This window comes from Acetivibrio clariflavus DSM 19732 (genome assembly GCF_000237085.1).
Classification (GTDB): domain Bacteria; phylum Bacillota; class Clostridia; order Acetivibrionales; family Acetivibrionaceae; genus Acetivibrio; species Acetivibrio clariflavus.
The window spans coordinates 2522253-2538800 of the sequence record NC_016627.1 but is presented as its reverse complement, the minus strand read 5'-3'; the positions used below and the strand labels follow the sequence as shown (position 1 = coordinate 2538800).

15 protein-coding genes are annotated in these 16548 nt (G+C 40.5%); 14 read left to right on the top strand and 1 reads right to left on the bottom strand.

Annotated features, from left to right (window positions below; genetic code table 11):
- Positions 1-70 precede the first annotated feature (70 nt).
- The 10 genes from CLOCL_RS10760 (at position 71) to cysK (ending at position 10205) form a co-directional block, all read left to right on the top strand.
- The gene (locus CLOCL_RS10760) at positions 71-784 is read left to right on the top strand and encodes a response regulator transcription factor (RefSeq protein ID WP_014255382.1); all 714 of its coding nucleotides are present in this window, start codon (positions 71-73) and stop codon (positions 782-784) included.
- Positions 774-2159 carry a sensor histidine kinase gene (locus CLOCL_RS10755; protein WP_014255381.1) on the top strand — a complete coding sequence of 462 codons (1386 nt, stop codon included), beginning with the start codon at positions 774-776 and terminating at the stop codon, positions 2157-2159. The genes CLOCL_RS10760 and CLOCL_RS10755 overlap by 11 nt, the downstream gene beginning before the upstream one ends.
- 38 nt (positions 2160-2197) lie before the next feature.
- The gene (locus CLOCL_RS10750; protein WP_014255380.1) at positions 2198-2722 is read left to right on the top strand and encodes a DUF2318 domain-containing protein; all 525 of its coding nucleotides are present in this window, start codon (positions 2198-2200) and stop codon (positions 2720-2722) included.
- Between the two features lie 86 nt (positions 2723-2808).
- The gene (locus CLOCL_RS10745) at positions 2809-5232 is read left to right on the top strand and encodes a heavy metal translocating P-type ATPase (protein ID WP_041715091.1); all 2424 of its coding nucleotides are present in this window, start codon (positions 2809-2811) and stop codon (positions 5230-5232) included.
- Positions 5233-5359: 127 nt separating this feature from the next.
- A complete protein-coding gene (gene copZ, locus CLOCL_RS10740; protein ID WP_174269798.1) occupies positions 5360-5566 on the top strand; it encodes a copper chaperone CopZ in 207 nt (68 codons plus the stop codon).
- 325 nt (positions 5567-5891) lie between these two features.
- A complete protein-coding gene (gene metA, locus CLOCL_RS10735; protein ID WP_014255377.1) occupies positions 5892-6830 on the top strand; it encodes a homoserine O-acetyltransferase MetA in 939 nt (312 codons plus the stop codon).
- Between the two features lie 18 nt (positions 6831-6848).
- Positions 6849-7307 (top strand): RrF2 family transcriptional regulator, encoded by a 459-nt coding sequence (locus CLOCL_RS10730; RefSeq protein WP_014255376.1) that lies wholly within the window; start codon positions 6849-6851, stop codon positions 7305-7307.
- A 93-nt stretch (positions 7308-7400) separates the two neighbouring features.
- Complete coding sequence (locus CLOCL_RS10725; protein WP_014255375.1) at positions 7401-7850, top strand: RrF2 family transcriptional regulator; 450 nt, start codon at positions 7401-7403, stop codon at positions 7848-7850.
- A gap of 68 nt (positions 7851-7918) precedes the next feature.
- A complete protein-coding gene (locus CLOCL_RS10720; protein ID WP_014255374.1) occupies positions 7919-9199 on the top strand; it encodes a homocysteine synthase in 1281 nt (426 codons plus the stop codon).
- A gap of 70 nt (positions 9200-9269) precedes the next feature.
- Positions 9270-10205: a cysteine synthase A gene (gene cysK, locus CLOCL_RS10715; RefSeq protein WP_014255373.1), complete on the top strand. Its 936-nt coding sequence runs from the start codon at positions 9270-9272 to the stop codon at positions 10203-10205.
- 7 nt (positions 10206-10212) lie between these two features.
- Here the strand turns inward: cysK and pdxR are convergent, their stop codons facing one another.
- On the bottom strand, positions 10213-11613 hold the full coding sequence (gene pdxR / locus CLOCL_RS10710) for a MocR-like pyridoxine biosynthesis transcription factor PdxR (RefSeq protein ID WP_014255372.1): 1401 nt from the start codon (positions 11611-11613) through the stop codon (positions 10213-10215).
- A gap of 115 nt (positions 11614-11728) precedes the next feature.
- On the opposite strand from pdxR, the gene pdxS reads away from it, so the two are divergent.
- The 4 genes from pdxS to CLOCL_RS10690 all read left to right on the top strand — a co-directional run bounded on the left by pdxS (position 11729) and on the right by CLOCL_RS10690 (position 16420).
- Positions 11729-12604: a pyridoxal 5'-phosphate synthase lyase subunit PdxS gene (pdxS, locus tag CLOCL_RS10705; RefSeq protein ID WP_014255371.1), complete on the top strand. Its 876-nt coding sequence runs from the start codon at positions 11729-11731 to the stop codon at positions 12602-12604.
- 1 nt (position 12605) lies between these two features.
- Entirely contained in the window at positions 12606-13184 is a 579-nt protein-coding gene (pdxT, locus tag CLOCL_RS10700) for a pyridoxal 5'-phosphate synthase glutaminase subunit PdxT (RefSeq protein WP_041715089.1), read from the top strand.
- Positions 13185-13294: 110 nt separating this feature from the next.
- Positions 13295-14494 carry an iron-containing alcohol dehydrogenase gene (locus CLOCL_RS10695; RefSeq protein ID WP_014255369.1) on the top strand — a complete coding sequence of 400 codons (1200 nt, stop codon included), beginning with the start codon at positions 13295-13297 and terminating at the stop codon, positions 14492-14494.
- 225 nt (positions 14495-14719) lie between these two features.
- Positions 14720-16420, top strand: a complete 1701-nt coding sequence (locus CLOCL_RS10690; protein WP_014255368.1) for a proline--tRNA ligase — start codon at positions 14720-14722, stop codon at positions 16418-16420.
- Positions 16421-16548: the final 128 nt, after the last annotated feature.

Below are 16548 nucleotides of genomic sequence, written 5' to 3'. Positions count from 1 at the left end.
AGTTTAATTTCCCATCTGAATAAAAATCAAGCGGGATTCGAGAATTTACTGTCGGAGGTAAGAAATTCGGATGCATAGCGATTTAAAACGAATACTGGTGGTTGATGATGAAGATAAAATTGTTGAAGTGGTAAAGTCCTATCTGGAAAACAGCGGGTACATCGTATATGCAGCTTTTAACGGGAGACAAGCCATGGAGATGTACGAAAAAATGAATCCTTCACTTATAATTTTGGACCTGATGCTGCCGGATCTAAGCGGGGAAGAAATCTGCAAAGCTATCAGAAAAAGGTCATCGGTCCCGATAATTATGCTTACTGCGAAGGTGGAAGAGGAGGATGTGTTAAGGGGACTTGATATCGGAGCTGATGATTATGTGACAAAACCTTTTAGCCCCAGGCAGCTTGTAGCAAGGGTCGGGGCACTTTTAAGGCGTGTTTCCGGTGAAAATATGCCGCTTTCCGGTATAATATCTTTCAATGATGGAGAATTGGTTATCGATACCTTAAGATACGAGGTCAGAAAGAGAGAAAAAATTATTAACCTGACTCCCTATGAGTTTAAACTTTTATTAACTTTAGTGAAGTTTCCTTCAAAGGTTTTTACCCGTGAAGAGCTGATTAATCTGGTTTTTGGTGAGGATTTTGAAGGTTATAACAGAACTGTGGATACCCATATTAAAAACTTGAGACAGAAAATAGAGGATGATACAAAGAATCCTAAATATATACTTACCGTTCACGGGATCGGATATCGTTTTGGCGGTGATAAGAGTGAAATATAGCTTAAGGACAAAACTTACCCTTTCATATATTTTTATTATATTGCTGCTGGTTTCTCTAATCTTTTTTTTTACAAATGTGGTTTTGGAAAAGTATTTTCAAAGCTATATCATAAGGCAGCAGGAAGAGAGGAACAAGGAAGTTGTATCACTTATAAACCAGCAGTATAGAGACGATGTATGGAACAGGGATGTTATCGAGGATATCGGAATATATGCTTTGGAAAACGGCTTGATAGTGAAGGTGAAAGACCTGAAAGGGAATGTTATATGGGATGCCACCGTTCACAACAACGGATTGTGCACGCAAATGCTTGCCCATATGGCTAAAAATATGGAAAGCCGCTATAAAAATTTTGACGGCAGGTATGTGGAAAATTCATACCCTCTTTATAAAGACAACCTGAATTTTGGCGTTGTTGAGATTGGGTACTATGGTCCCTTTTATTTTAATGACAGTGACCTTGACTTTATAAATTCCTTAAATAAGGTGCTGATTGGAATAGGATTGATTTCAGTGCTTTTAGCTGTAGTTTTCGGAACAATCATGGCCAGAAGACTGAGTCAGCCCATATCCAGGGTGATCAGGGCAACCCAGATTATAGCCAGGGGAGATTACAGGGACAGAATTGTGGAAGAATCAAGTACAAAAGAGATAGGCGAGATGACTTCAGCAATCAACAATTTGGCTGAAACTCTTGAAAAACAAGAGGCTTTAAGAAAACGAATGTCTTTGGATGTTGCCCATGAGTTCAGAACTCCCATAGCAACGCTGCAGAGTCATCTTGAAGCCATGATTGATGGCATATGGAAGCCGGATGCAATGCGACTGAAAAGCTGCCATGAGGAAGTTTTAAGAATAGGCAGAATGGTAAGGGATATTGAACAGCTGGCTAAATTTGAAGGTGAGAATCTGATATTGAACAAGGAAAAAGTTGAGCTGTCGGAGCTTATCCAAACCATTGTGTATAATTTTGAGAGCGATTTTAAGAATAAGGGAGTGGAACTGAAAGTTACAGGCAATAAGTGTATTGTTTCGGTTGACAGGGATAAAATCAGCCAGGTAATTGTTAACTTGCTTTCTAACGCTTTGAAATGTACACCGGAGGGAGGCACTGTGGAGATTAAAGTAGCAGGATTGGAGAAGGATGCTGTCATTATTGTAAAAGACAATGGAATCGGCATTGAGAAAGAGGACTTGCCCTATATATTTGAACGATTTTATCGTGCTGACAGGTCAAGAAACAGAAACACGGGAGGTTCGGGCATAGGACTTACCATTGCCAAATCTTTGGTTGAAGCCCATAGGGGAAAGATTGAAGTTAAGAGCGAACCGGGCAAGGGATCAGAGTTTACTGTGACATTGCCCTATTCATAAATTTTTAAAATATCAAATATAAGGAAGGTGCTTAAGTTATGAATAGCAAAAATCAAACTTCAAAAGGAGAAGTACAGAAATTTAATGCAAAAAAAATATCAATTATTGCAGTCGGTGTGGTAGTTGTTATCCTTATAGGTGTATTTGCCGTTAAAGGTGTTATCGGAAAAAATGATACGAAAGTTTCAAAAGGCGGAGATTTGGTAATTCCCAAAAGTGAAGTAACCGAAACGGCAAAGTTTTACCCCTATAATGCAAATGGAACCAAATTGGAAATTTTGGCTGTCAAGGCTTCCGATGGTACAATCAGAACAGCCTTTAACACATGCCAGATATGCAACGGTTCTCCGAGAGCTTATTACAAACAGGAAGGCAAAGAACTGGTATGCCAAAACTGCGGAAACAGGTTCAGTATGGATATGGTGGAAAAGGAAAGGGGAGGCTGCAACCCTATACCCATAATGCAGGAGGATAAAATTGATGACGGCACAAATATTATTATTTCCGAAGAATTTATTTTAAAAAACAAAAATTTATTTACTGCAAACTGGAAAACAAAATAATACGAAAATGAGAGCAGAACTTTTAAGGATTAGGAAGCTCAATATGGGTATATATAAAATATATAATCTCAAAGGAAGTGACAGAAGTGGACAGAAAGGAAACTTTTAAAATTTCGGGAATGTCCTGTGCAGCTTGTGCAGCAAGAATTGAAAAGGGTCTGAATAAATTGGAAGGAGTAAAAAAGGCCAGTGTGAACTTTGCCATGGAAAAGGCTACGGTGGAGTTTGAAGACAGTGTTATAAACAGCAGCAAAATCAGTGAGGCGGTTAAAAAATTAGGTTATGAAGCTGTAAAGGAAGATGACGGATATAAGACAAAAATAGAGCTGAAAATAACCGGCATGTCCTGTGCAGCCTGCAGTGCAAGGATAGAAAAGCGGCTTAACAAATTTGAAGGCGTAAAGGCATCGGTGAATCTTGCAACCCAGAGGGCAAGCATAGAATACGATTCTTCAAAAATAAAAAGTGCGGATTTGATTAAGGCTGTTGAGGCATTGGGATACAACGCCGAAAAAGTTGAAAATGTTTCACAAGACAGGGAGAAGGAAGAAAGGGAAAAAGAAATCAAAAAACTTAAGTGGGAATTTATTGCTTCGGCAGTTTTAAGTTCTCCTTTGCTTTTGGCCATGGTATTTATGCTGGTGAATATCGATATACCTTTTTTGCACAATGAATACTTCCAGCTCATTATTGCAACACCGGTACAGTTTATTATCGGATTCAGGTTTTACAAAAATGCTTACCATGCTCTAAGGGCAAAAAGTGCAAACATGGATGTTCTGGTGGCCATGGGGACATCGGCTGCATACTTTTTCAGCATCTACAACGCTTTTTTTGTGGAGCATATGGAAGGCATGATGATGAAAGAACTGTATTTTGAAGCCAGTTCGGTAATTATAACCCTTGTTCTTCTGGGCAAGTATTTGGAAGCTGTTGCAAAGGGAAAGACTTCGGAGGCCATAAAGAAACTTATGGGACTTCAGGCAAAAACGGCAAGAGTAATCAGGAACGGCATAGAACAGGATATTCCGGTGGAAGATGTGGAAGTTGGAGATATAGTTGTTGTAAGGCCGGGGGAAAAAATTCCTGTGGACGGAAAAATAATTGAAGGCAGTTCAGCTGTTGATGAATCCATGCTCACCGGTGAAAGCCTGCCGGTGGAGAAAAAGGAAGGGGACTTAGTTATCGGTGCCACCATTAACAAGTACGGAACTTTCAAATTTGAAGCTACAAAAGTAGGAAAAGACATGGCTCTTTCACAAATAATTAAAATGGTGGAGGAAGCTCAGGGCTCAAAAGCACCCATTCAGAAAATTGCCGACCAGGTATCGGGTATATTTGTACCCAGTGTAATGGGAATAGCTTTACTTACATTTTTAATATGGTATTTTGCTGTGGGGAATTTCACCTCGGCAATTGTAAGTGCCGTTTCGGTATTGGTTATTGCCTGCCCCTGCGCCCTTGGACTGGCCACTCCCACTGCTATTATGGTGGGAACGGGTAAAGGAGCGGAGAACGGAATACTTATCAAGGGGGGCGAGTACCTGGAAATGGCATATAAGCTTAATGCAGTGGTACTTGACAAAACCGGAACAATAACAAAGGGGCAGCCTGAGGTAACAGATATTATATCACTGGGAGGCTTAACCCAATCGGAAATTTTAAAAATATCCGCCATTTCCGAAAAGCCATCGGAACATCCTTTAGGTGCTGCCATATATGAAAAGGGGAAAGCCGAACTGGGGAATTTACCTGACCCTGACAAATTTGAGGCAATTCCCGGAAGAGGCATTATGGCGATAACGGAGGGCAAAACCATATATATAGGCACAAGGAAGCTAATGGCTGAAAAGGGCATTGAACTTGCAAACAGTGAATCGGTCATTGTAAATCTGGAAGATGAGGGCAAGACTGCCATGCTTGTGTCGGTTGACGACAGGATAGAGGGAATTATAGCTGTGGCAGATACCGTAAAGGAGAATTCAAAAAGTGCAATAGAAGATTTGCAGAGGATGGGTATTGAAGTTTACATGATAACCGGCGATAATAAAAGAACAGCCAATGCTATTGCAAAACAGGTGGGAATAAGCAATGTGCTGGCCGAGGTACTGCCGGAAAACAAGGCTGAGGAAGTGGAAAGACTGAAAAAGCAGGGCAAAGTTGTAGGCATGGTTGGCGACGGTATAAACGATGCACCGGCCCTTGCAACAGCGGATATAGGAATGGCTATAGGTACCGGAACCGATGTTGCCATAGAGGCAGCCGACATAACTTTAATGAGAGGCGACTTAAGGTCAATACCGATGGCAATTAAGCTCTCAAGGAGAACCATGAGGAAAATCAAGCAGAACCTATTCTGGGCGTTTATTTATAATATTGTGGGTATACCTTTTGCAGCCTTTGGCATGTTAAACCCGATTATAGCCGGCGGTGCAATGGCCTTCAGTTCGGTTTCGGTTGTGACAAACTCCCTGAGTTTGAAAAGATATAAACTTGCCGGTGAAAAATAACCTGATGTTTAAAAAATTAGTATATAATTAAGTAATTATTCAATATAATATTGATATTGTGATTGTTTCCGGAATAAATTATATACTTTGGAGCTAAAACAAAAGGATAAGGAGGTATTTTATGGCAATGGAAGTAAAAACTTTGAATGTGGAAGGCATGTCCTGCAGCCACTGTGAAAACAGTGTAAAAAAGGCTGTAGGCGCACTGGAGGGTGTTGCAAAAGTAGACGTAGACCTTAATGGTAAAAAGGTTACAATTGAATTTGACCCTGCGAAGGTGACGGTTGATAATATAAAGAGTGCCATCGAAGATCAGGGATACGATGTAAAATAAAGGCCTTTTAGTATGTTTTGGCAGCGTGCCTTGTTAATCAAGACCTGCTGCAGCGAGAGCAAATTGGGCTTTAAAGCTACGGCTATTTTAAAACAGGAGGATTTATGGCAACAAACTTGCCAAATCCGCCTGTTTTATTTATTAAATTATACAATTTACTTTTATATTAACCATGTGTTATAATAGCAGACAATAATAGAGTAAGCGTGCAGTGAAATAAGTGTTTATGGATATTTCAAGAAAATAGTCTAAATAACATTTATTAAAAGGCGATTGTAAATTTATATGAATAAACCAAAAAAGTTCTATGCAGGAGGGTTGAAGTATGCCTATAAAAATACCCGAGGATTTACCGGCGAGAGAAACGCTGACGAAGGAAAATATATTTGTAATGGGCGAGGAAAGGGCAATACATCAGGATGTAAGACCACTTAAAATTGCCATACTGAATTTGATGCCTACAAAGATTGTTACCGAGACGCAATTGCTTCGGTTGATTGGTAATACACCTATACAAGTGGAGATAGAGCTCTTGCATCCGAAGACTCATGTCTCAAAAAATACTTCGGAGGAGCACCTGACAAAATTCTATAAAACCTTTGATGAAGTTAAAGATATGAAATTCGACGGTCTGATAATTACCGGTGCACCGGTTGAACATATGGAATTTGAAGAGGTTAATTACTGGGAAGAACTTAAGCAGATAATGGAGTGGAGCCTTAGCAATGTCTATTCCACATTCCATATATGCTGGGGAGCTCAAGCCGGATTGTACTATCATTACGGCATTAAGAAGTATCTTTTGGAGGAAAAGCTCTTTGGTGTATTTGCACATCGCATTTACAAACCCAATACCATGCTGTTAAGGGGGTTTGACGATGTATTCTATGTTCCTCATTCCAGGCATACTGAAATCCGAATGGAAGACGTACTGAAGGTAAATGAGCTTGATATTCTGTCCGATTCCGAAGAGGCAGGAATATATGTAATTAAGACCGATGGAGGAAGACAGATATTTGTAACCGGCCATTCGGAATATGACCAGTATACCTTAAAGCAGGAGTATGACAGGGATATATCCAGAGGACTGAAAATCAAAGTTCCAAAGAACTATTTTCCTGATGATGATCCAACAAAGCCGCCGATAGTGAACTGGAGAGGTCATGCAAACCTTCTCTTTTCAAACTGGCTCAATTATTATGTATATCAGGAAACACCTTATGATTTGTCCCAGCTTAATAAAAATTTAAAGAGTTCAGAATAATATAATGGAGTGATAAAATTGAAGATTTCCACAAAGGGCAGATACGGATTGGAAGCCTTGGTTGATCTTGCAATACATTCATCCGAAGGTTGTGTAAGTTTAAAAAGTATTTCCGAAAGATGTGGGATATCTGAAGCATATATACTGCAAATTTTTTTAATATTAAGGAGAGCAGGTATAGTTGAAAGTGTGAGAGGAGCACAGGGAGGATATATGCTTGCCAAAAGTCCTTCAGAAATAACAGTGGGGGATGTTTTAACCTCACTGGAAGGGCCTTTGGCTCCGGTAGCCTGCTGTACTTCCACTAATGAAAATCCCCTGTGTGAAAGGTATGGAAAATGTGCCACTGTCGGTTTCTGGAAAAGTGTAATGAAAACACTCAATGAAGTGGCAGATTCAATTACCATTAATGACTTGGTTGAATACTACAGAAATAACTTTTTCAATAAAGATTACGAAATTGATTATTATATATAAATAAAATTTGTAAAACTTTTATTGACAAAAGTACTTCTTTGATAATATAATATAAAACATATAGGAATAGTCGGAGAAAGAGAGGTGAGCTAAATGAAGTTCTCTACGAAGGGCAGATATGGACTTAGGGCAATGGTTGACCTTGCAGTTAATGCAAAAGGAGAACATGTAGCACTGTGCAGTATAGCAGAAAGGCAAGGGATTTCCACAAATTATCTGGAACAGGTCTTTTCGATATTGAGGAAATCCGGATTGGTAAAAAGCGTTAAAGGCGCTCAGGGCGGATATATTTTAGCGGAACCTCCTTCCGATATAAAAGTCGGACGTATTTTGAGAGCTCTTGAAGGACCTCTTTCTGTTATCGACGAGAAGACGGAAAATTCCAATGGCAGTGAAACAGGCATAGAATATTGCATAAAGTTGTGTGTATGGGATAAGATGAATCAAGCGCTGAATGATTTGGCAGATTCTGTCACCTTGGAGGATCTTGTTGATAACTATAGGAAGTTGGTTGGGATAGACGAAACAATGTATTATATTTAAGGATCTAATTTTTTAATGCAAATACGACTAAGACGATAGGATAAGTAAAATTTTAAGGAGGCATTACTATGAGTGAAAGAAAACTGAAATTTGATACACTGCAGGTACATGCAGGTCAGAAACCGGATCCGACTACAGGGGCGAGAGCTGTTCCTATTTATCAGACCACTTCCTATGTGTTTAACAATGTGGAACATGCTGCAAATCTCTTCGCACTGAAAGAGTCTGGGAATATTTATACCAGAATCATGAACCCCACCAATGATGTGTTTGAACAGAGAATAGCAGCCCTTGAAGGCGGCGTAGGTGCTTTGGCTGTTGCATCGGGGTCGGCGGCTATTACATATGCGATACTTAATATTGCAGGAAGCGGTGATGAAATTGTCGCTGCCAGCACACTTTACGGAGGAACCTATAATCTGTTTGCGGTAACATTGCCTAAGCTCGGTATTAAAACTGTTTTTGTAGATCCTGATGATCCTGAGAACTTCAGAAAAGCTATCAATGATAAAACCAAGGCTGTTTTTATTGAAAGCATCGGCAATCCCGGAATCAATATAATTGATATTGAAGCAGTGGCTAAAATTGCCCATGAAAACGGTGTACCGCTTATTGTAGACAATACTTTCGGAACTCCGTATCTTATAAGACCTATTGAGTTTGGCGCTGATGTTGTTGTACATTCAGCAACCAAGTTTATTGGCGGACACGGTACTTCCATAGGCGGAGTGATAGTTGACGCAGGTAAGTTCGATTGGGCAGCAAGCGGAAGATTCCCGGGATTTACTGAGCCGGATCCAAGCTATCACGGTTTGATATATTCTACATTAGGTTCAGTTGCATATATTATTAAAGCCAGAGTTCAGCTTTTGAGAGATACCGGTGCAGCAATAAGTCCGTTTAACTCTTTCCTTTTGCTTCAAGGTTTGGAGACCCTTTCTTTGAGAGTTGAAAGACATGTTTCCAATACCAAAAAGATAGTTGAATTTTTAAGGAACCATCCAAAGGTAGCATGGGTTAATTACCCAAGTATTGAGGGCAGCAAGTATTATGAACTGGCAAAGAAGTATTTCCCTAAAGGATGCGGTTCAATATTTACCTTTGGAATAAAAGGCGGAGTGGAGGCTGCCAAGAGATTTATCGAGAACCTTGAAATTTTCTCATTACTGGCCAATGTGGCAGACGCCAAATCCCTTGTAATTCATCCTGCATCAACAACTCATGCTCAGCTGTCTGAAGAGGATCAAAGAGCTGCGGGAGTAACTCCGGATCAGATAAGACTTTCCATTGGAATTGAAGATGCGGAAGATTTGATTTATGACCTTGACCAGGCTCTTAACAAGGCATAGGAATAATTGTTACGGGCATTACATATAATGGGAATTTAAATAAATATAATAGGACATGGAGGCGATAAAAATGTCAAGAATAGCAAAGAACCTTACTGACTTGATTGGAAATACTCCCTTGCTTGAGTTGTCCAATTACAATAAAGTAAACGGGCTTGAGGCAAGGTTAATTGCAAAATTGGAGTATTTCAACCCTGCATCCAGTGTAAAGGACAGAATCGGATTTGCAATGATAAAAGATGCAGAGGAAAAGGGGCTTATTAACAAGGATACGGTAATAATTGAACCTACAAGCGGTAATACCGGTATTGCACTGGCTTTTGTTGCGGCAGCAAAGGGATATAGACTGATACTTACAATGCCTGATACAATGAGCATTGAAAGGCGCAATTTATTGAAAGCATTGGGTGCTGAATTGGTACTCACTCCCGGTGCCGAAGGAATGGGAGGGGCAATAAAGAAGGCAGAAGAATTGGCAGCTCAGGAAAAGAACTCGTTTATACCTCAGCAGTTCAGAAACCCTGCCAATCCGGAGATTCACAGAAAAACAACAGCAGAGGAAATCTGGAGAGATACCGATGGCGAAGTTGACATATTTGTGGCAGGAGTTGGTACCGGCGGTACTATTTCCGGTGTAGGAGAGATATTGAAACAGCGCAAACCCGGAGTTAAGATTGTTGCTGTAGAGCCTGCCGATTCGCCGGTTCTGTCGGGAGGACAGAAAGGACCTCATAAAATTCAGGGAATTGGAGCCGGATTTGTTCCTGACAACTTTAAAAGAGAAGTAGTGGATGAAATATTTACAGTCAAGAATGAAGAAGCTTTCGAAACATCAAGAAAACTGGCAAGAACAGAGGGACTTTTGGTTGGTATATCTTCAGGAGCTGCTGCCTTTGCAGCAACCCAGATAGCTAAAAGGCCGGAAAATAAGGGAAAAGTTATTGTTGCCCTGCTTCCCGACACAGGTGAAAGATATTTATCCACTGCTCTGTACCAAGACCTTTAAAAAATAGTTAAGACAGCAAACATTTGCTTAAACGCTGTATTGCTTCTTCAATCTTATTTGATTCAATGCCGGAGTAATTTATGATTATTGTGTGTTCGGTATTTGGTGCGGATTTGTGATAATATTGGGACAGACAGGATATGCGAAGACCTTCCTGTTCTGCCCGGCTAACAATTTCATCGTCGGATAGAGTAGTTTTAATATTCATAAGAAAATGCAGCCCGGAATTTTCTTCTTTAATGGTAACATAGGAAGAGAGCGGGCTGTTTTTTATGCATTGGAGTATTAAATCCCTTTGATTGCGGTAAAAATTGCGCATCCGGTTTATATGCTTTTCAAAGTATCCGTCTCTGATGAATTTGGCAAGGGTATATTGCTCAAAATTGGATACGGTACAGGAATAAAAACCGAGTTTGGAATAAAACCTTTCCAGCAAATGGGCCGGCAATACCATGTAGCTTATTCTAATGGTTGAGGCAAGGCTTTTGGTAAAGGTATTCATATATATGACCTTTTCCATGACATCTATGCTTTGAAGGGAAGGTATGGGTTTTCCCAGCAAACGAAACTCACAGTCATAGTCATCCTCTATAATGTATCTCGAATCGGATTTGGAAGCCCAGCCTAAAATTTCATAGCGTCTGCTAATGGGAGTGACTATTCCTGTAGGGTAGTGATGGGAAGGAGATATATGTACAATATCCGCTTTGCTTTCCTCCAAATCTTTTATGCTGATGCCGCTTTCATCTATAGGTATGTATTCGCATTTGACTCCGTTGCTTAAGTATATCAGGGCAATTTTTTTATAACCGGGGTCTTCAACGGCAAAGATTTTGTCATGGCCCAATAGTTGAATTATCAGACCATACAGGTATTCCGTTCCGGCTCCGATTATAATTTGGTTTGGAGAGACTTTCATTCCGCGAAATTCATGCAAATAAAGGGCAATTGCCTGTCTCAATTCCGAAATACCGCCACAGGGTGGCTTGATCATCAGCTCTTCACTTTTTTCCGAAATTATTTCTCTCATTATTTTAGCCCAGATTGAAAAAGGAAAATTGGCATGGTTGGTACTGTTGCTCAGAAAATCGGCAAAATAGGATTTTGTTTTTTCGGTTTCAGCAATGTTTTCGGACTTTGGCTTTACCTTTGTCTGTATTGTATTTGTAATATCCGATACAAAATATCCCTTCTTGGGCAAGGAGTAAATATAACCTTCAGCCATAAGCTGAGCATATGCATTTTCAACGGTTATGGTACTTATGTTCAGATTTTTTGCAAAACTCCGTTTGGAAGGCATTTTGGTTCCGGGAGCTAAAATGCCCTGTAATATATCGTTTTTAATACATTTATACAAATGATGATAAAGGCTGTCTGACCCTATAGATGCAAAAGAATAGGTCAGCATGGCAAAATACCCTCCCAATCTGACCATTTTGAATAATATCAAAATGGATATTTTAATATGGCCACTTATTATTATAATGGTAATAGTTATTTTTGTAAAGAAAGGGAGATAAAAAATGGAACAAAAGCGTTACGAGTTAAATAAAGAATTGGCACAGATGTTAAAAGGCGGAGTAATCATGGATGTTACCAGTCCGGAACAGGCCATCATTGCGGAAAAGGCTGGGGCCTGCGCCGTAATGGCATTGGAAAGAATTCCTGCCGATATAAGGGCAGCGGGCGGCGTGGCAAGAATGAGCGACCCAAAACTGATAAAAGAGATACAAAGTGCAGTATCCATTCCTGTCATGGCCAAATGCCGTATCGGCCATTTTGTAGAGGCTCAGATACTGGAAGCACTTGAAATCGATTATATAGATGAGAGTGAAGTGCTGACACCGGCCGATGATTTATACCATATTGACAAAACCAAGTTTAAAGTGCCTTTTGTATGCGGCGCCAGGGATTTAGGGGAGGCTTTAAGGAGAATCAATGAGGGCGCTTCAATGATCAGAACGAAAGGAGAGGCGGGAACGGGAGATATTATTCAGGCAGTACGCCATTTGAGGACAATGAACCGCCAGATTGCAAGAATCGTATCCATGCGTGAGGATGAGCTTTACAATGAAGCCAAGGAACTGCAGGTACCCTATGAACTGGTACTGTATGTTCACAAAAACGGCAGACTTCCGGTGGTGAATTTTGCGGCAGGAGGCGTGGCTACACCGGCGGATGCGGCATTGATGATGCAGCTTGGAGCAGAAGGAGTATTTGTAGGTTCGGGAATTTTTAAATCCGGTAATCCGGAAAAGAGGGCTAATGCCATTGTAAAGGCAGTGACCAATTATAACGACTATAAAATGCTTGCTGAACTCTCAGAAGACTTGGGAGAAGCAATGGTGGGTATAAATGAGCAGGAAATAGAGCTTCTTATGTCTGAAAGGGGCAAGTAATATGAGGATAGGGGTGTTGGCAGTTCAGGGGGCTTTTGTTGAACATGAGATAATGCTTAACAATATGGGGATGGAAACCCTTGAACTTCGTAAGAAAAGGGATTTAAGCAGGGATTTTGACGGCTTGATACTGCCGGGCGGAGAAAGCACGGTACAGGGAAAGCTGATTAAGGAACAGGATATGTTTGACGAACTTAGGGAGAGAATACTGAGCGGTATGCCGGTATTGGGAACTTGTGCGGGACTTATTCTATTGGCCAGTCACATAAGCAATGATGAAAAAAAACATTTTGCCACCCTTCCCGTAACTGTAAAAAGAAATGCTTACGGAAGACAGCTGGGAAGCTTTTTTACCCGGGAGGAATTCAAAGGATTGGGAAAAGTTCCGATGAAATTTATCCGTGCCCCTGTTATTGAAACTGTAGGTGACGGTGTGGATATATTGGCAAAGGTAGAGGGCAAAATTGTGGCAGTCAGGTACAGGAATCAGATAGGACTTTCTTTTCATCCGGAACTGTGTGATGATGTAAGAATTCATAAGCTGTTACTGGATACGGTGAGTAAAAAAGAAAACGCTTAGGGAAATAATCAAGTGTTATTTACATATTATGGTTAATATTGTATTATTAATACAAAAGAAGTATAAACGTACAATACAACGGATAAATTGAAAGAAAGGGATGTATTCTTATGTGGGAGGCTCAAATTAATATCAATGAGGTATGTGAAATTCGTGCAAAAACAACGGTATACTTAGGGGTAGGAGCAATTAAAAAAATATCGGATATCTGCGCTGCGTTGAAAGCAAAAGGTATTTCCAAAGTCATCGTTATCACCGGTAAAAGCTCCTATGTTAAATCCGGTGCATGGGATTATACATTAAAAGCTTTTGAAGAAAACAATATTGAACATGTTCTGTATACTGAAATTACTCCCAATCCAACGGTAGATCAAGTTGATACTGCCACCAAAATGGCATTGGAGTTTGGGGCACAGGCAGTAATTGCCATTGGAGGAGGAAGCCCTATTGATGCCGCTAAAAGTGTTGCCATTTTGATGGAGTATAAAGACAAAACGGCAAGGGAGCTTTATGAATACAAATTCACACCGGATAAGGCAGTGCCAATAGTTGCTGTCAATCTTACCCATGGAACAGGTACCGAAGTAGACAGGTTTGCAGTTGTCAGCATACCGGAAAAGGAATATAAGCCGGCAATAGCTTACGATTGCATATATCCTCTGTACTCCATTGACGATCCTGCACTTATGACTTCACTTCCTGCCGAGCAAACGGTTTATGTATCGGTGGATGCTTTAAATCACGTTATTGAAGCCGCTACAACAAAGGTTGCAACTCCCTATTCTATTTTACTGGCTCAGGAAACGGTACGGCTTGTGGCCAAATATCTCCCTGTGGCCATTAACAATCCTAATGACCTTACAGCAAGATATTATCTTTTATATGCTTCTCTAATTGCAGGTATTGCTTTTGACAACGGTATGCTGCATTATACCCATGCTTTGGAACACCCGTTAAGTGCTGTTAAACCGGAACTCGCTCACGGATTGGGTCTTGCCCTTCTTGTACCGGCTGTGGTAAAGCAGATTTATCCTGCTTCAGCCAAAGTTCTTGCCGATATATTGTCACCTATAGTAGGCGGACTTACCGGCTCACCGGATGAAGGGGACAAAGCTTTTAACGGATTAAGGGATTGGTTGTCAAGCCTGGGTATAAAACCGGGATTGAAAAATATAGGCTTTAGTGAATCAGATGTTGAAAAACTTACCGAGCTTTCCTTTAACACACCCAGTTTGGGAATGCTTTTAGGTCTGGCACCGGTTGAGGCCAACAGAGAATCGGTTAGGGCTATTTACCTAAATTCGCTGTAGTTTACCGGTATTTTAAAATCAGGATTAAAAGGTATTGATCTAAAGTCTCCTCTTTGGTTTTGCTTATACAGTAGCATTTACCAGAGAGGAGACTTTGGCTTTTTTCTAACGGTTTATTAAATACTGGTGGCTTGTTTTTTTGCAATGGATATGGTATTTTAAGTTTTATGAAATTTAAGTCTGCAATGTCAGGTTGACATATAGATTTTACAAGGAGTGTTGTAGATGAGATTGTCAAGATTATTGGGAGAAAGATATAAGGAAAAACCTGCAGAGGCAAGTTTGATTAGCCACATTTTTTTACTTAGAGGCGGGTATGTAAAACAAGTTTCCAACGGGATATATTCCCTTTTGCCTCCGGCAAAAAGGATTGTGTCCAAGATTGAACAGATTATTCGTGAGGAAATGGATTCTATCGGAGGGCAGGAAGTATTGCTGCCGGTGGTTATGCCGAAGGAACTTTGGGAAGAATCGGGAAGGTACAAAGCCATAGGAGCAGAACTTGCAAGATTTAAGGACAGAAACGACCATGATATGCTTTTGGGTATGACCCATGAGGAAGCTGCGGTCCATTTGGTCAGGAATGATGCAGTAAGCTACAGTAAATATCCTTTTATGATATACCAGATACAAACCAAATTCAGAGATGAACCTAGACCCAGGGGCGGACTTATCAGAGTTCGGGAATTTACCATGAAGGATGCCTATTCCTTTCATACATCCCAGGAAGATTTGGAAAAATTTTATCAAGAATGCTTTGAAGCCTATCATAGAATTTTCAGACGCGTCGGTATTCCTGAAGTTGTAGCCGTTGGATCCGATACAGGAATGATGGGCGGAAATGTTGCCCACGAGTTCATGCTGTTGTGTGAGGCCGGTGAAGATACCATTGCCGTTTGCAAACAGTGCGGTTATAAAGCCAACCTTGAAGTTGCCCGGGCCAATATAAAGCATAATGACTGTTCGGAGAATATTCTTAAGGAAGTTCATACACCTGACATAACCACTATAGACGACTTGGCATCTTTCTTTGGATTGCCTGCCGGTCGCTTTGTCAAGTCGGCTGTTTTTGCAGTTCAGAATTCATCCAAGCCTTTGGTGGTTTTCATAAGAGGAGACCTGGAAGTAAATGAGGCAAAATTGAGAAAAATAGTTGGAGCCAATGTATTTCCACTGACAGAACATAAGGATGTGCCTCTATGCTTTGGGTTCATAGGCCCGATGGGGCTGGATGAAGTAGAATTGGATATAATCTTTGACAGATCATTGGAAGGTGAGCTTAACCTTATCTGTGGTGCTAACAAAAAGGATTACCATATGAAAGGTTTTAGCATGAAACGGGATATTAAAGTAGATAAGTATTACGATGTATCGAAAATCAATAGTGGAGACCGGTGCTTAAATTGTAATTCGGGAGTTATAGAGCTGGTAAGGGGGATTGAAGTAGGTAATATATTCCAGCTGGGTACAAAATATACTGCCAGCATGAATATGGAATATACTGATGTGGACGGTCAGCGTAAAAACCCCATAATGGGATGTTACGGTATAGGTGTGGGCAGATTGATGGCAGCAGTGATTGAGGCAAGACATGATGATTACGGTCCTATCTGGCCTGTTTCAATAGCACCGTGGCATATTCATATTTGTGTACTGAACAGTAATAAGGAAGGGGTCAATGAGTTTGCTTTCGAATTATATGAAAAGCTCAGACAGCAAAAGTACGAGGTTATAATTGACGACCGAGGGCTGAACGCCGGTGTACAGTTTGCTGATGCCGATTTGCTGGGCATACCAGTCAGAGTAATTGTAAGCGCAAAAAATCTGGAAGCAAATAAAATCGAAATATGCACAAGGGACAAGAAGATAAAGAAACTGGTGGACAAAGATGACATAATAAAAGAAATCCAATCCCTTCTAACCTAGAACAGGGGACGGTTCTTTGTTCTAGGTTGCAAAACCTCGTATATATAAGGGCCAGACCAGTTATCTGTTATAAATACTGAAAAGTTTGTGTATATCATACCCAATCCCATGTAGTGGACCCTAAAAAT

What these genes read in the sequence shown, in the direction of transcription:
- CLOCL_RS10760 (WP_014255382.1), top strand. Translation starts at nt 71, where the DNA reads ATGCATAGCGATTTAAAACGAATACTGGTGGTTGATGATGAAGATAAA.
- CLOCL_RS10750 (WP_014255380.1), top strand. Translation starts at nt 2,198, where the DNA reads ATGAATAGCAAAAATCAAACTTCAAAAGGAGAAGTACAGAAATTTAAT.
- copZ (WP_174269798.1), top strand. Translation starts at nt 5,360, where the DNA reads ATGGAAGTAAAAACTTTGAATGTGGAAGGCATGTCCTGCAGCCACTGT.
- metA (WP_014255377.1), top strand. Translation starts at nt 5,892, where the DNA reads ATGCCTATAAAAATACCCGAGGATTTACCGGCGAGAGAAACGCTGACG.
- CLOCL_RS10725 (WP_014255375.1), top strand. Translation starts at nt 7,401, where the DNA reads ATGAAGTTCTCTACGAAGGGCAGATATGGACTTAGGGCAATGGTTGAC.
- CLOCL_RS10720 (WP_014255374.1), top strand. Translation starts at nt 7,919, where the DNA reads ATGAGTGAAAGAAAACTGAAATTTGATACACTGCAGGTACATGCAGGT.
- cysK (WP_014255373.1), top strand. Translation starts at nt 9,270, where the DNA reads ATGTCAAGAATAGCAAAGAACCTTACTGACTTGATTGGAAATACTCCC.
- pdxR (WP_014255372.1), bottom strand. Translation starts at nt 11,613, where the DNA reads ATGCTGACCTATTCTTTTGCATCTATAGGGTCAGACAGCCTTTATCAT.
- pdxS (WP_014255371.1), top strand. Translation starts at nt 11,729, where the DNA reads ATGGAACAAAAGCGTTACGAGTTAAATAAAGAATTGGCACAGATGTTA.
- pdxT (WP_041715089.1), top strand. Translation starts at nt 12,606, where the DNA reads ATGAGGATAGGGGTGTTGGCAGTTCAGGGGGCTTTTGTTGAACATGAG.
- CLOCL_RS10695 (WP_014255369.1), top strand. Translation starts at nt 13,295, where the DNA reads ATGTGGGAGGCTCAAATTAATATCAATGAGGTATGTGAAATTCGTGCA.
- CLOCL_RS10690 (WP_014255368.1), top strand. Translation starts at nt 14,720, where the DNA reads ATGAGATTGTCAAGATTATTGGGAGAAAGATATAAGGAAAAACCTGCA.